We start from the raw sequence: 14,451 nt of genomic DNA, 5'->3' as shown, positions 1-14,451 counted from the left end.
GGCGGGGGTCCAGGGGGCGGGAGCTCCCTGGCGGGGGCGTGGGGGCGGATCCCCCGGAGCGGTGCGTGGGGGCGGAGCCCCGACAACGGGGGTGCGGGGGCGGATCCCCGGCGACAAAAGCGTGGGGGCGGGCCCCCGTGTCAAGCGGACCGGCGGAAGCCGATCGTCGGCACCGCCCGCCGCAGCGGCCACGGCCGCACCAGTTCCCCCGAGACCAGCCCCTCCAGGAACTCGTACCGCCGCAGCGCCGAGGGGTCCTGCCCCTCGACCGACCGCACCCTGCGCCACCACGCCCCGATCTCCGTCCACCCCGGCGCCGACAGCGATCCCCCGAACTCCTGGACGGACAACGCCGCCGTGAGCCCCGCGAAGGCGAGCCGGTCGGCCAGCGGCCATTCCGCCAGCGTCCCCGTGACGAACCCGGCGACGAACACGTCCCCCGCCCCGGTCGGATCGAGCGCCTCGACGTCGATCGCCGGCACCGACGCGGTCTCCCCCGTACGCCGGTCCACCGCGTACGCGCCCTCCGCGCCGAGGGTGACCACCGCGACCGGCACGTGCTCGGTGAGGGCGTGCGCCGCCGCGCGGGGGCAGTCGGTGCGGGTGTACCGCATCGCCTCCTCCGCGTTCGGCAGGAACGCCTCGCAGTGCCGCAGGTCGGGCAGCGCGGCCAGGTCCCACGCCCCGGTGTCGTCCCAGCCGACGTCACCGAAGATGCGGGCGCCCTTGCGCGCGGCCTGCTCGATCCAGGGGGCGCCGCGGCCCGGGGTGAGGGAGGCCACGGCGGCCCGCGCGCGGGGCGGGCAGTCGGGGGCCGGTTCCTCGGGGGGAGGTTCGTGGCCGTGGGAGACCATCGTGCGCTCGCCGTCGTAGGCCATGGAGACGGTGACCGGCGAGTGCCAGCCGGGCACGGTGCGCGACGGGGAGAGGTCGATGCCCTCGCCCTGTTGCAGCGCGTCCCAGCAGTACTCGCCGTAGTGGTCGTCGCCGAAGGCCGCCGCGAGGGAGGTGCGCAGGCCGAGGCGGGCCAGCGCGGTCGCCATGTTGGCGACGCCGCCGGGGCTCGACCCCATCCCGCGCGCCCAGGACTCGGTCCCGCGCACCGGGGCGGAGCCGAGCCCGGTGAAGACGATGTCGAGGAAGACGGTGCCGGTGAGGTAGACGTCCCAGGGCGGGTCGTCCGGTGCGCGCAGGGCGGCGAGGGGATCGATCTGGGACGAGCAGTGCGGTCCCTCGACGCGTGCCTTCCCGGTGGACGCCATCACGGTGCGCTCCCTGACGTGGTGCGGTTTCAGCCAGTGTGCACCACGCCACCGACAACGTGACCGCCGTCACTCCAGGTTCACCCCTGGGGGATCACCAGCGCGGCACGGCCGGTGTGGTCCAGTCCGGGTCGGCGACGCGCATGGCGGCCGCGTCGTCGCGGTCGCGCAGGGAGCCGTCGTCGTCGAGCCACCGCTGGTGGAGGACCGCCAGCCGGTCGCGGTCGAGCTCGACGCCGAGGCCGGGCGCGTCGGATACCCGCACGGAGCCGTTCTCGAAGGTGAGGCGTTCGGTGAGGACGTCCTCCGACTGCCAGGGGTAGTGGGAGTCGCAGGCGTGGTGGAGGTTGGGCACGGTGGCCGCGACGTGGGTCATCGCGGCGAGGCTGATGCCCAGGTGGGTGTTGGAGTGCATGGAGACGCCGACGCCGAAGGTGCGGCAGACGGCGGCGAGCTGCTGGGTGTTGCGCAGTCCGCCCCAGTAGTGGTGGTCGGAGAGGACGACCTGGACGGCGTCCCGGGTGAAGGCCTCCTCGATCTCGGCGAACGTCGTGACACACATGTTGGTGGCGAGCGGTACCGGGGTGCGGGCGGCGACCTCGGCCATGGCGGGGGTGCCGAGCGCGGGGTCCTCCAGGTACTCGAGGACGTCCCCGAGTTCCCCGGCCACCCTCAGCGAGGTCTCCACGGACCAGGCGCCGTTGGGGTCGAGGCGCAGGGGGTGTCCGGGGAACGCGGCGGCGAGGGCGCGTACGGCCGCGATCTCCTCGTCAGGCGGGAAGACGCCGCCCTTGAGCTTGAAGGAGGTGAAGCCGTACCGCTCCGTGAAGGTCCGGGCCTGCGCGACGACGCCGGCCGGGTCGAGGGCCGCGCCCCAGTCGTCCTTCTCGGCGGTGACGCCCTCCGGGTGGCCGGCCCACTTGTAGAAGAGGTACGCGCTGTACTCGACGGCGTCACGCACCTTGCCGCCGAGCAGGGCGTGCACGGGCAGGCCGAGGCTCTTGCCGAGGGCGTCGAGGCAGGCGACCTCGAAGGCGGAGAGCACGGACAGGCGCAGCTTGTCGGCGGTCTGCACGCCGCGCAGCCCGCCGACGTCGACCTGGCCGGAGACCTGGGAGGCGTCGACGGCCACCTCGTCGGCCTCGGTGAACAGCCGGTTCAGGTCGCCGGCCTGACGGCCGACGAGCCGGTCCGCGAGGGGCCGCGCCAGGTCCAGGTACTTGGTGTCGCCGTAGGTCTCGCCGAGGCCGGTGGTGCCGTCGGCGGTGACCACCTCGACGATCAGGCGGGGGGTGTACGGCTGGTGGACGCCCTGCGTGTTGAGCAGGGGCGGGTCGGCGACGAGGATCGGCGTGAGGCGGACCTCGGTGACGGTCAGGTCGCGGGAGGTCGGCGTGGTCACAGGGCGGCTCCTACGAGGTCGAGTCCGGCGGTGAGCAGGGTGCGCAGGTCGGCGAGGTCGCCGGGCGTGGGGTCGGTGAGGGGGGCGCGTACGGGGCCCACGGGGCGTCCGCGCAGCCGGGCCGCCGCCTTCACCAACGACACCGCGTATCCGGGGACGCGGTCGCGCAGTTCGACGAACGGCACGTAGAAGTCGCGCAGCAGCGTGTCGACGGTGCCGTGGTCGCCGTCACGCAGGGCGGTGAAGCAGGCGGTCGCGATCTCGGGGGCGAAGGCGTGGACGGCGGAGGAGTAGGCGGGGACGCCGACGGCGGCGTAGGCGCGGGCCTGGATCTCGGCGGTGGCGGCGCCGTTGAAGAAGAGGAAGTCCTCGGGGGCGGCGAGGGTGAGGCGCTGCAGCCGGTCGAGGTCGCTGTGGCCGTCCTTGAGGCCGATGACGTTCGGCAGGGCGGCGATCCGCCTGAGCGAGCCGGGGGTGTAGGCGACCTGGCCGCGCTGGTAGGTGATCAGCGGCAGCCGGGTGCGGGCGGCGACGGCTTCGAGCTGGGCGACGAGGCCGTCCTGCGGGGCGGCGACGAGGTAGTGCGGCAGGACGAGGAGGGCGTCGGCGCCGGCGTCCTCGGCGATGCGCGCGAACCGGGTGGCCTGGGCCCAGCCGTAGCCGGTGCCGGCGACGACCGGCACCCGGCCCGCGCTCTCCTCGACGGTGATGGTGACGACCTGCCGGTACTCGTCCTCGTCCAGGGAGAAGAACTCGCCGGTGCCGCAGGCGGGGAAGACGGCGCCGGGGGCGGTGGCGATCCGTTCGGCGACGTAGGCGCGGAAGCCGTCCGGGTCGAGGGAGCCGTCCTCGTGGAAGGCGGTGAGCGGGAAGGACAGCACCCCGTTCGCCATCCCGTCCTTCAGGCGTCGCGCCACGGTGGCCGTACCGCTCGGATCCGTATCGGGACTCACCCTCACTCATCTCCCCATGTAGACGTAGTCCATGTATGAAAATGAAGGTTAAGTAGGCGAACGAGAACCGTCAATGGCCCGGCACGGGCCTCCTTCCGCCGGACTACGATCGGCGCATGCCGGAGACAGGGGGCGTGCGCGAGGTGAAGTCCGCCGCGCGCACGATGGAGGTACTGGAACTGCTCGCCGCGCGCGGCGACCGCCCGGCGCGCCTCCAGGAGCTGGCGGACGCGCTGGAGGTGCCGCGCAGCTCGATGTACGCGCTGCTGCAGACCCTGATCGCACGCGGCTGGGTCCGCACCGACGTCACCGGCTCGCTGTACGGCATCGGCATCCGCGCCCTGCTCACCGGCACCAGCTACCTCGACTCGGACCCGCGCGTGCGGGCCGTGCGCCCGTATCTGGACGAGGCGTCCGACGCGCTGGGCGAGACGATCCACATGGGGCGGCTGGACGGCCACGACGTGGCGTACCTGGCGACCCGCGAGTCGCACGAGTACCTGAGGACGATCAGCAGGGTGGGGCGGCGGCTGCCGGCGCACGTGGGCGCGCTCGGCAAGGCGCTGCTGGCGGAGCGGCCGGACGAGGAGCTGCCCGAGGGACCGTACGAGGCGGCCACGCCGAACACGCACACCTCGCGGGAGTCGCTGGCCGCCGATCTGGCCGGGGTGCGGGAGCGCGGTTACTCCGTGGACCGCGAGGAGGGCGTGCCCGGGATCGTCGGCTTCGGGTTCGCCCTGCGGTACGCCTCCCCCGCGCAGGACGCCATCAGCTGCTCGGTGCCGGTGGCCCGGCTGACGCCGGAGCGGGAGGAGCGGATCGTCGCCGTGATGCGGGAGATCCGGACGAAGGTGGAGACCACGATTCCCGCAGGTGGCGGGGCCGTTCACTGGCGATAGCGGACGCCGCTTCCCAGCCTTCCGGGACCTCAAACGCAAGAGTGGTTCAGATCACACCTTGCGCGCTCCCGTCGTCCTCCCCTCACTTGATACAAATTGCCCGCGCGCTCCTGTCAGTCGACGGTCGTCGCCCCCTCCCTTCCCACGGTCACCGCACCGTCCCTTCCGCACGCCCCGGGAACGCCCGTGTTCGCCCCCCGCACCACCCCCTGGCCCCTCGTCGCCCTTTTCACGGCCGGGTACCTCGCCCCGTATCTGCTGCCGACCACCGTCGGCCGGCTGGAACGCGGCCTCGGCCTCTCCGCCACCCAGGCGGGAGCCGTCGGCAGCGCGCTGCTGCTGAGTTCCGCGACCGCCGGGTTCCTGCTGGCGTCGCGCGTGGAGCGGGTCGGGGCACGGACCCTGGCCCGGCTGGGCCTGCTGCTGGCCGCCGTCGGCTACGGCGGGGCCGCCCTCACCACCGCCGTACCGGCCGTCGTCGCCGGCGCGGTGATCGGCGGGTTCGGCTCGGGTACGGCCACCACGGTCGCCGCCACCCGGATCGCCGCCGAACGGGACCCGCACCGGGCGTCCGCCCTCGGACTGCTCAGCGTCTCCGCGCTCGCGGGCGTGGTGTACCTGACGGTGCCGCACCTTCCGGGACACGGGCTCACCCTGGCCGCCATCGCCCTCACCGCGCCGGCCGTGTGGCCGCTGACCTCGCGCCTGCCGGCCGGCACGCCCGGTCCGCGCCGTGCCGAACCCGGCGGCGCCACCGCCCGTCTGCCGCACCGGCGTTCGGGGCTGGTCCTCGCCGGTGCCATGCTGCTGTGGTCGCTCGCCCAGAACGCGCTGTGGGGCGTGAGCGGACGCATCGGAGTCGGCCAGGCGCACCTCTCCGAGGCGACCGTGGGTGCCGTCTTCGCGGTGGCGCTGGGCGCCGGACTGCTGGGTGTGCTGGGCGCGGGCGCGCTGGGGTCGCGGCTGGGGCGGGCGCTGCCCATCGGCGGCGGCACGGTCCTCATCGCCGGCTGCATCGCGCTCAGCGCCTCCGCGACCGGTCTGGGCAGCTTCGCCGCCGGTGAGATCGCCTGGAACACGATCTATCCGGTGGTGCTTTCGTATCTGATCGGGCTGGCGGCCTCGCTGGACCCGCGGGGGCGCTGGGCCGTGCTGGTCGGCTCGGCGTCGTCCCTGGGGACCGCCGCGGGGCCGCTGACCGGCAGCGTGCTGTCCGCGCAGGCCGGGTTCCCGGTGATGGGCACGGTGCTCGCCACCGGTCTGCTGCTGGTCGCGCTGCCGATGACCGCCGTCGCCCTGCACACCGGCGGACGCCCGCTGCTGCCGGGCGCGGTCCGCCGCCGCGGCGGCCACCCGGCGGCGGTGATCGCGGCGGCGCCGGGCACCCCGACGGGCACGGTCCCCGAGGTCGGCGCCCCGGAACAGCCGGTGGTCGAGATCCCCCTCGACGGCACCCCGGCCCCGGCCCAGGTCACCTACGACACGGCGGCGGCGACCCGGGCACCGGGCGCCGCCCACTGAAGCTCCGCTCTCGCGCTTCCGCGCTCCCCCACTCACGCGTTCCCGCGTTCCCGCGGGCAATCGTGCCGCCCCAGCGGCACGACTGCCCGCAGCTACGCGGTCAGGGTCAGCCGAAGTCGTACGCCTCCACCTCGGCAAGGTATCGGGCCCGTAGATCCTCGTCGTCCTCCAGGAAGGAGGCCAGGAACGAGTTGCGGGCCAGCTCGCGCAGACGCTCCGGGCCGAGGCCCAGAGCCTCGCGCACCGCGTCGAAGTTGTCCCCGGCGTAGCCGCCGAAGTACGCCGGGTCGTCGGAGTTGACCGTGCACATCAGGCCCGCCTCGAGCATCGCCGGCAGCGGATGATCGGCGAGGACGTCGACCGTGCGCAGCCGCACGTTGGACAGGGGACACAGCGTCAGCGGCACGCGTTCCCGCACCAGCCGCTCCACCAGCACCGGGTCCTCCACGCAGCGCAGCCCGTGGTCGACCCGTTCCACACCGAGGACGTCCAGCGCCTCGGTGATGTACTCCGGCGGCCCCTCCTCACCCGCGTGCGCCACGCGCCGCAGCCCCAGCGCGGCGGCGGCCTCGTACACCTCGCGGAACTTCACCGGCGGATGCCCGACCTCGGCCGAGTCGAGCCCGACGCCGGTGATCCGGTCCAGATACGGCTTCGCGGCGTCCAGGGTGGCCAGGGCCGACTCGGCGGACTCGTCCCGCAGGAAGCACATGATCAGCCGGGTGGAGACCCCGTGCGTCTCCTCTCCCCCACTCTCGGCTTCGCTCGAGCGGGGGGACCCCCATCGGCCCAGCGCCCGCCACAGCCCCTCGACGACGGTGCCCATGTCGACACCGCGCGCCAGGTGCGCCTGCGGATCGAAGAAGATCTCCGCGTGCCGCACGCCCTGCGCGGCGGCGCGGGCGAGATAGGCGTCGGCGAGGTCCTCGAAGTCCCGCTCGGTGCGCAGGACGGCCATGAGTTCGTAGTACAGGTTCAGGAAGGACTGCAGATCCTCGAAGCGGTACGCCTCACGGAGCGCGTCGGTGTCGGCGTAGGGCAGCTCGACGCCGTTACGCGCGGCGAGCGCGAAGGCCAGCTCGGGCTCCAGGGTGCCTTCGATATGAAGGTGCAGTTCGGCTTTCGGTACGGGCATCGAAATATCGTACGGGGGTTTCACCGACGCTTCGGAAGCGCCACCCGTTGCAGGTCCCGTGCCACGGTCAGCTCGCCCTCGTACCCGGCCGCCCGCGCCTGCCGCTCGAACTCCTCCGGGTCGGCGTAGCGCTGGCTGAAGTGGGTGAGGACGAGGTGCCGTACACCCGCGTCGCGCGCCACGCGGGCCGCCTGCCCGGCGGTCAGATGACCGAAGTCGACGGCGAGCGCCTCGTCCTCGTCGAGGAACGTCGACTCGATGACCAGCATGTCGCAGCCCTCGGCGAGCGCGTACACCCCGTCGCACAGCCGGGTGTCCATGACGAACGCGAACCGCTGCCCGCGCCGCACCTCGCTGACCTCCTCCAGCGGGACCCCGCCGAGCGTGCCCTCGCGCTGGATGCGGCCGACGTCCGGGCCCTTGATGCCGTGCGCGGCCAGCCGGCCGGGCAGCATGCGCCGGCCGTCGGGTTCGACGAGCCGGTAGCCGTACGCCTCGACGGGATGGGACAGCTTCCGCGCCTCCAGCGTGTATCCGGGGGTACGGGCGAGGGGGCCGTCGGTGTCGACCGGGGCCTCGGTGAGGGCGACCGTCTCGCGGTAGGCGGTGGCGTACCGCAGACGGTCGAAGAAGCGCTGCCCGGAGCGCGGGTAGTGGGCGGTGATCTCGTGCGGCACCTTGTCGAGGTTGATCCGCTGGATCACCCCGGCGAGACCGAGGGAGTGGTCGCCGTGGAAGTGGGTGACGCAGATCCGGTTCAGGTCGTGGACGGCCACCCCGGCGCGCAGCATCTGGCGCTGGGTGCCCTCGCCGGGGTCGAACAGGATGCCCTCGCCGTCCCAGCGCAGCAGGTAGCCGTTGTGGTTGCGGTGCCGGGTGGGGACCTGGCTGGCGGTGCCGAGGACCACCAGTTCGCGTGCGGACAAGGCTGCCTATCCGGGGGGCCACTCGAGACCGCGGCCGCCCAGGACGTGGGCGTGCGCGTGCCAGACGGTCTGGCCGGCGCCGCTGCCGGTGTTGAAGATGATGCGGTAGCTCTCCAGCTTTTCCTCGTCCGCGACGGCCTGCGTCTCCCGCAGTACGTCCGCGGCGAGCTCGGGCGCGGCGGCGGCGAGGGCGGCGGCGTCCTGGTGGTGCGCCTTGGGGATCACCAGCACATGGGTGGGCGCCTGGGGATTTATGTCCCGGAACGCGACGGTGGTCTCGGTCTCCCGCACGATCGTCGCGGGAATGCTCCCGTCGACGATCTTGCAGAACAAACAGTCGTCCTGAGGCTCCCCAGCCATGAACCCTCCTCAAGCCAGCTGATCACGTACGAAGGCATCGTATCCACGCCCGCGTAACCGCGGGCAATCGTGCCGCAGGGCGGCACGGGTGGGCGGTGGGGGTACCTCCCGCTCGAGCGCAGCCGAGAGTGGGGGAGGCACCCCGCCAGCGCCGGGCCGCGCGACCCACCCCCGGCTACGACAACGCCGGCGGCACCTTCGCCGGCGTCGACTCGAGCGCCTCCAACGCCAGCCTCACCGCCTCGTCCAACTGCACGTCCCGCCCCGCCGCGTAATCCTGCGGCCGCTGCACGACCTCCACGTCCGGGTCGACACCGCGGTTCTCCACGTCCCACCCGTAACCCTCCAGCCAGAAGGCGTACTTGGGCTGGGTGACGAGCGTCCCGTCGACCAGCCGGTACCGGCTGTCGATGCCGATCACGCCACCCCATGTACGGGTACCCACCACCGGCCCGATCCCCAGCGCGCGGATCGCCGCGTTCACGATGTCCCCGTCGGACCCGGAGAACTCGTTGGCCACGGCGACGACCGGCCCCCGCGGCGCGTCCCGCGGATAACTCTCCGCCCGCATCCCCCGGGGCAGGTCCCACCCCACGACCCGCCGGGCCAGCTTCTCCACCACGAGCTGCGACGTGTGCCCGCCCCGGTTCTCCCGCACGTCCACGATCAGCCCCTCCCGCAGCACCTCCACCCGCAGGTCGCGATGGATCTGCGCCCACCCGGGCGCCTGCATGTCGGGAACGTGGATGTACCCCAGCCGCCCGCCGGACTTCTCCAGCACGTACGCCCGCCGGTCCGCGACCCACGCGTGGTACCGCAGCGGCTCCTCGTCGGCGAGCGGCACCACCACCGCGTGCCGCGGCTCGCCTCCCCCCGCCGGCGACACCGTCAGCTCCACCGGCTTCCCGGCCGTCCCGACCAGCAGCGGCGCCGGTCCGGTCACCGTGTCGACCGGCTGCCCGGCGACGGCGACGATCGCGTCACCGGGCCGGACGGCGACCCCCGGCGCGGCGAGCGGCGAGCGGGCGTCCGGATCGGACGTCTCCGCGGGCAGGATGCGGTCGACCCGCCAACTGCCGTCCTCGTGCCGGGAGATGTCCGCACCGAGCAGCCCCTGCCGCGCACCGGCACCGTAGCCGCCGCGCGGGATGACGTAGGCGTGCGAGGTGCCGAGCTCGCCGTGCACCTCCCACAGCAGGTCCACCAGGTCGTCGTGGGTGGCGAGCCGGTCGAGCACGGGCCGGTACCGGTCGAGGACCCCGTCCCAGTCCACACCGCTCATGTCGGGACGCCAGAAGTTGTCCCGCATGATGCGGCCGTTCTCGTCGAACATCTGCCGCCACTCGACGGCCGGGTCGACGAACTGGCGGACCCGGTCCAGGTCGACGGTGATGTTGGTGTCGCTGTCGTCGTCGCCGGAGGCGCGCCGGTCGCTGGGCACGACCTTCAGCCGCCCGTCGGTCCACAGCAGCACCCGCTTGCCGTCGCCGCTGACCTCGAAGTGGTCCGCGTCCACGGCCAGGCGCTCGATGCGCTGCTGGGCGAGGTCGTAGCGCTCCAGGTCGGTCTTGGGGTCGGGGTCGTCCGGGGTGGCCCTGGACGCGCCGAGCACACCGCGCACCGGGTGCCGCAGCCACAGCACCCCGTCCTTGGCGGCGCGCAGGTTGGTGTAGCGGGCGGCCTCCACCGGGAACGGCACGATGCGGTCGGCGAGACCGTCGAGGTCGACGCGGGTGGTGGGGGTGCCCTCGCTGTCGGGGGTCCCGTCCCGGTCCGGTGTCTCGAAGGGCCGGCCGTGCCGCTGCGGGCCGAACGGCGACGGGGTGGTCGCCGCGAGGGTGATCAGATACGGACGTACGCCCTCGACGAAGGCCAGGTCGAAGACGTGTTCGTCGTAGACCGGGTCGAAGGAGCGGGTCGACAGGAACGCGAGGTGCTTGCCGTCGAGGGTGAAGGCGGGCGCGTAGTCCTGGAAGCGCAGCGGGGTCGCCTCGGTGACCGACAGGTCGGTGGTGTTGGCGAGCTTGAGCTGGCTGAGCGGGCGCGGGCCGGGGTGGGACCAGGCGAGCCAGGAGGAGTCGGGCGAGAAGACCAGCCCGGAGACGTCGCCGTCCTCGCTGCGGTCGACCTCCCGGACCTCGCCGGTCTCCCGCTCGACGAGGAGGACCCGGCCGTCGTGGGAGGCGACCGCGGCACGGCCGCCGTCGGGGGCCATGGCGAGTCCCACGACGCGGCCCAACTGCCCGGCGGCGATCCGGCGGGGGGTGGCGCCCGGGGCGAGTCCGGTGGCGGGAGCGAACTCCAGGGCGTCGTCGCCCTCGGCGTCGGTCACCCACACCACCCACTCCTCGCCGTCCGCGCGGAAGACGCGGGGCCGCCGGGCCCGTACACCCGGGGTCGCGGCGAGCGCGCGGGCGGGGCCGGCGCGGTGGGTGACCCAGTGGACGGTGCCGCGCACGCAGACGGCGCTGCCGCGCGCGGTGTGGTCGGGCGACGCGGAGCCGAACCAGCGGGCGGCGTTCACCGGGAACGGCTGGAGGTCGACGCGCTGCCCGCCGAGCCGGACGTCGAGGCGGCGCGGCTCCGCCCCGTCGAGGTCGTCAAGGAGCCACAGTTCACCGGCGCTGGAGTAGACGACGCGGCCGCCGTCGGTGGCGGCGTGGCGGGCGTAGAAGCCGTCGAGCGGGGTGTGCCTGCGGAGGTCCGATCCGTCGGCGAGGGAGGAGTACAGGGCGCCGGTGCCCTCGTGGTCGGAGAGGAACGCGATCCTGTCCCCCACCCACAGCGGGCACTCGATGTTCCCGTCGAGGTCCTCGTGCAGCCGTACGAACTCGCCGTCGCCCTCGCGGTCGATCCACAACTTGCCCGCCGTACCGCCCCGGTAGCGCTTCCACCGGGCGGCCTCGAGGCCCATCGGCGCGGACAGCAGCACGGTGTGCGGTCCCTGGGCGACGTCGCCGACGGGGCCGTGGGGCAGGGTGGTGGCGGGGCCGCCGTCCAGGGGCACGGCACGGGCCCAGGTGCGGCACGAGGCGGCCTGGCCGTGGGCGCTGGTCACCAGGACCCGGCCGTCCGCCGTCCAGCCACGCGTCCGGGTGGTGGAGCTGCCCCAGTGGGTCAGGCGTCTGGCGGGGCCGCCCTCGACGGGCGCGACGTGCACCTCGGGGGCGCCGTCGCGGGTGGAGGTCCAGGCGACGGTGGTGCCGTCGGGCGAGATGCGGGGCCGGATCACGGGTACGTTGTCGGCACTGACCCGCCAGGCCCGGCCGCCGTCGAGCGGGGCGAGCCACACGTCGTCCTCGGCGGTGAAGGCGACCAACTCGCCGTGCAGATGCGGAAACCGGAGATAAGCGGTGGATGCGACCGATGCGGGCTGTGTCACCCGATCACCCTATGCAGGCGCGGGCGGTCCTGGACAGGGGTTCCGATCACTTGCCCTCGACGGGGCGACACGACGGGTACTGCTCGCACCACACGGTCGTCGTGACGGTCACGGTGACGGTGGGGTTCGGGCCGCGGTGCGTGGGGTCGCCCACGCGCGGCGGGCTGGTGGAGTCGCAGTCGCCCAGGCCGTCGACCCGGAACACCTGCTTCCCGCCGACCTTCGCGGTGATGTTCCCGCGGACGCAGGCGCCGTTGACGGCGTGGGTGACCTTCCCGGTGACGGTGATCTCCTTGCCGTCCCGCGTCTCGCCCTGGCAGTCGACCGAGGCGACGGTGTTCTCGTCCGCGGACGGTGAGCGGTCCTTGTCCCCGAAGGACGCGGTGCAGCTGAGCCAGCGCACGCCGGCCTTCCGCCGGTTGAGCTCCTCGGTCACGGTCTCGTCGGTCGTGAACGCGACGGCCGCGGAGCTGAGTCCGCCGCCCTCGCACGCCGTGACCCCTGCTACGGCGGCCACGGCGAAGCCGACGGCGAGTGCCTGCCGCCGCCATGCGCGCACCGCGCGCGGAATCCTGTTCAACGCCCCCATGCACGGCAGCCTGCCACCGTCACAGGCGGGGCGGTAGGGCGCATACGGCCACGTGCTCCTTCCCGTCCCGGCCCGGGGCGCCGCCCCCGAAGGGCGGGAAGGGGAAGGGGCGGCGGGGGCGGAGAGACCTCCGGTCAGGACCAGCGGCCCGTGCGCCCGAGCAGCAGCGCCGCCGCTGCCGTCCCGGCCGTGGACGTGCGCAGCACACTGCGCCCCAGCCGGTAGGCACGCGCGCCGGCCTCCTCGAAGAGGGCCAACTCCTCCGGTGAGACACCGCCTTCGGGCCCGACGACCAGCACGATCTCGCCGGAGGCGGGGAGTTCGGCGGTCGCGAGGGGTTCGGTGCCGCTCTCGTGGAGGACGGCGGCGAAGTCGGCATCGGCCAGAAGTGACGCAACCCGCTTGGTCGTCGCCGCGTCCGCGACCTCGGGGAAGCGCACCCGGCGGGACTGCTTGCCGGCCTCACGGGCCGTCGCCCGCCACTTGGCGAGGGACTTCAGCCCACGCTCGCCCTTCCACTGCGTGATGCAGCGGGACGCCGCCCACGGCACGATCGCGTCGACGCCGACCTCGGTCATCGTCTCCACGGCCACCTCGCCCCGGTCCCCCTTGGGCAGGGCCTGGACGACGGTGAGCCGGGGTTCGTCCGGGGGCTCCTCGGCCACCGAGTCCAGCTGGACGATCAGACGGTCCTTGCCCTCGCTGCCGAGTACCACGCACTCCGCCCAGCGGCCCGCGCCGTCGGTGAGGACGACGTCCTCACCGGCCCGCAGCCGCTTCACGGAGACGGCGTGCCGCCCCTCGGGGCCGTCGAGCACGTAACGGCCTCCGCCGCCCGCGTCGAAGTGGTCGACGACGAACACCGGCGCGGTCATCGGGCACCTCCCGCCGACAACGTCGTCCGGGCGGCGGCCAGTTCGGCGGCCAGCACCTCCACCAGCTGCCCGGCGGGCAGCTCGCGGGCCATCCGGTGACCCTGCCCCGCCCACAGCGCCAGACCCTGCGCGTCACCGGCCTTGGCGGCGGCCTTGCGCAGGGGCGCGGTGAGGTGGTGGACGTCCGGGTAGGCGGCGGGCGCGTACGGGCCGTGCTCGCGCAGGAAGCGGTTGACCAGGGCGCGGGCCGGGCGGCCGGAGAAGGCGCGGGTCAGCTCGGTGCGGACGTACAGGGGGTCGGTGAGGGCCTGCTTGTGCAGGGCGTGCGCGCCGGACTCGTGGGCGGCGACGAAGGCCGTGCCGAGCTGGGCCGCGTCGGCACCGGCCGCGAGGACCGCGGCGATCTGGCCGCCGCGCATGATGCCGCCGGCGGCGACGACCGGGATCCCGACGGACTCCCGGACCTGGGCGACGAGGGAGAGCAGTCCGAGGCCGGAGCCGTCCGCCTCCGGTACGTCGCGGTGGGTGCCCTGGTGGCCGCCGGCCTCCACGCCCTGCGCGATCACCGCGTCGGCGCCGGCCCGTTCCACGGCCCGGGCCTCGTCCGCGGTCGTGGCGGTGACCAGCGTGAGCGTACCGACGCGGCGCAGGGAGTCCAGGACCTCGCGGGCCGGCACACCGAAGTGGAACGACACCACCGGCACCGGGTTGTCCAGCAGCACGGCGAGCTTGGCGTCGTAGCCGTCGTCGCGGCCGCTGTCGGGGTCGCCGAGCTCGGTCTCGTACCAGGAGGCCTCACCGGCCAGCTGGTGGGCGTAGACGTCGACGGCGGCCGGGGCGGCCGTCTCCGGCTGCGGCAGGAAGAGGTTGACGCCGAAGGGCCGGGAGGTCAGTCCCCGCAGTTGCTTGATCTCCTGGTACATCCCGTCCGCGGTCTTGTACCCGGCGGCCAGGAAACCGAGCCCGCCCGCCTCGGACACGGCCGCGGCGAGCTGCGGCACGGCGACACCGCCCGCCATGGGTGCCTGCACGATCGGGTGCGGGCAGATATCGGTCAGTACGGAGGACATGACGGCATGTTGTCACGTCCTCCGACCAACGCCGAATCCGCCCTTCCTCTTGGCATAAGCCACTTTTCGGCGGGGCG

12 protein-coding genes are annotated in these 14,451 nt (G+C 73.8%); 2 read left to right on the top strand and 10 right to left on the bottom strand.

Annotated elements, in window-relative coordinates:
• Positions 1 to 140 precede the first annotated feature (140 nt).
• The 3 genes from KUM38_RS04150 to KUM38_RS04140 all read right to left on the bottom strand — a co-directional run bounded on the left by KUM38_RS04150 (position 141) and on the right by KUM38_RS04140 (position 3,623).
• The gene (locus KUM38_RS04150; RefSeq protein ID WP_254396587.1) at positions 141 to 1,262 is read right to left on the bottom strand and encodes a carbohydrate kinase family protein; all 1,122 of its coding nucleotides are present in this window, start codon (positions 1,260 to 1,262) and stop codon (positions 141 to 143) included.
• A gap of 94 nt (positions 1,263 to 1,356) precedes the next feature.
• Complete coding sequence (locus KUM38_RS04145; RefSeq protein WP_217127868.1) at positions 1,357 to 2,664, bottom strand: glucarate dehydratase family protein; 1,308 nt, start codon at positions 2,662 to 2,664, stop codon at positions 1,357 to 1,359.
• Positions 2,661 to 3,623, bottom strand: coding sequence for a 5-dehydro-4-deoxyglucarate dehydratase (locus KUM38_RS04140; RefSeq protein ID WP_374227036.1), 963 nt, complete (start codon positions 3,621 to 3,623; stop codon positions 2,661 to 2,663). Before KUM38_RS04140 ends, KUM38_RS04145 begins: the two co-directional genes overlap by 4 nt.
• A gap of 110 nt (positions 3,624 to 3,733) precedes the next feature.
• Here KUM38_RS04140 and KUM38_RS04135 point away from each other — a divergent pair, with 110 nt between their 5' ends.
• Both KUM38_RS04135 and KUM38_RS04130 read left to right on the top strand, forming a co-directional pair.
• Complete coding sequence (locus KUM38_RS04135; protein ID WP_217127867.1) at positions 3,734 to 4,516, top strand: IclR family transcriptional regulator; 783 nt, start codon at positions 3,734 to 3,736, stop codon at positions 4,514 to 4,516.
• Positions 4,517 to 4,702: 186 nt separating this feature from the next.
• Positions 4,703 to 6,037 (top strand): MFS transporter, encoded by a 1,335-nt coding sequence (locus KUM38_RS04130; protein WP_217127866.1) that lies wholly within the window; start codon positions 4,703 to 4,705, stop codon positions 6,035 to 6,037.
• A 106-nt stretch (positions 6,038 to 6,143) separates the two neighbouring features.
• Here KUM38_RS04130 and KUM38_RS04125 read toward each other — a convergent pair whose 3' ends face one another.
• From KUM38_RS04125 to KUM38_RS04095, 7 genes are all read right to left on the bottom strand, one after another.
• Positions 6,144 to 7,172 carry an adenosine deaminase gene (locus KUM38_RS04125; protein WP_217127865.1) on the bottom strand — a complete coding sequence of 343 codons (1,029 nt, stop codon included), beginning with the start codon at positions 7,170 to 7,172 and terminating at the stop codon, positions 6,144 to 6,146.
• A 20-nt stretch (positions 7,173 to 7,192) separates the two neighbouring features.
• On the bottom strand, positions 7,193 to 8,098 hold the full coding sequence (locus tag KUM38_RS04120; protein ID WP_217127864.1) for a ribonuclease Z: 906 nt from the start codon (positions 8,096 to 8,098) through the stop codon (positions 7,193 to 7,195).
• A 6-nt stretch (positions 8,099 to 8,104) separates the two neighbouring features.
• Positions 8,105 to 8,458 carry a histidine triad nucleotide-binding protein gene (locus tag KUM38_RS04115; RefSeq protein ID WP_217127863.1) on the bottom strand — a complete coding sequence of 118 codons (354 nt, stop codon included), beginning with the start codon at positions 8,456 to 8,458 and terminating at the stop codon, positions 8,105 to 8,107.
• Positions 8,459 to 8,633: 175 nt separating this feature from the next.
• Entirely contained in the window at positions 8,634 to 11,840 is a 3,207-nt protein-coding gene (locus KUM38_RS04110) for a S41 family peptidase (RefSeq protein WP_217127862.1), read from the bottom strand.
• Positions 11,841 to 11,886: 46 nt separating this feature from the next.
• Positions 11,887 to 12,429 carry a hypothetical protein gene (locus tag KUM38_RS04105; RefSeq protein WP_217127861.1) on the bottom strand — a complete coding sequence of 181 codons (543 nt, stop codon included), beginning with the start codon at positions 12,427 to 12,429 and terminating at the stop codon, positions 11,887 to 11,889.
• A gap of 134 nt (positions 12,430 to 12,563) precedes the next feature.
• Positions 12,564 to 13,304: a 16S rRNA (uracil(1498)-N(3))-methyltransferase gene (locus tag KUM38_RS04100; RefSeq protein WP_217127860.1), complete on the bottom strand. Its 741-nt coding sequence runs from the start codon at positions 13,302 to 13,304 to the stop codon at positions 12,564 to 12,566.
• Positions 13,301 to 14,374: a nitronate monooxygenase gene (locus KUM38_RS04095; protein WP_217127859.1), complete on the bottom strand. Its 1,074-nt coding sequence runs from the start codon at positions 14,372 to 14,374 to the stop codon at positions 13,301 to 13,303. The genes KUM38_RS04100 and KUM38_RS04095 overlap by 4 nt, the downstream gene beginning before the upstream one ends.
• Positions 14,375 to 14,451 lie beyond the last annotated feature (77 nt).

It is taken from the genome of Streptomyces sp. AC558_RSS880 (assembly GCF_019049255.1).
Classification (GTDB): Bacteria; Actinomycetota; Actinomycetes; order Streptomycetales; family Streptomycetaceae; genus Streptomyces.
The sequence above is the reverse complement of the archived record's forward strand: the minus strand, read 5'-3'. Positions and strand labels throughout refer to the sequence as shown.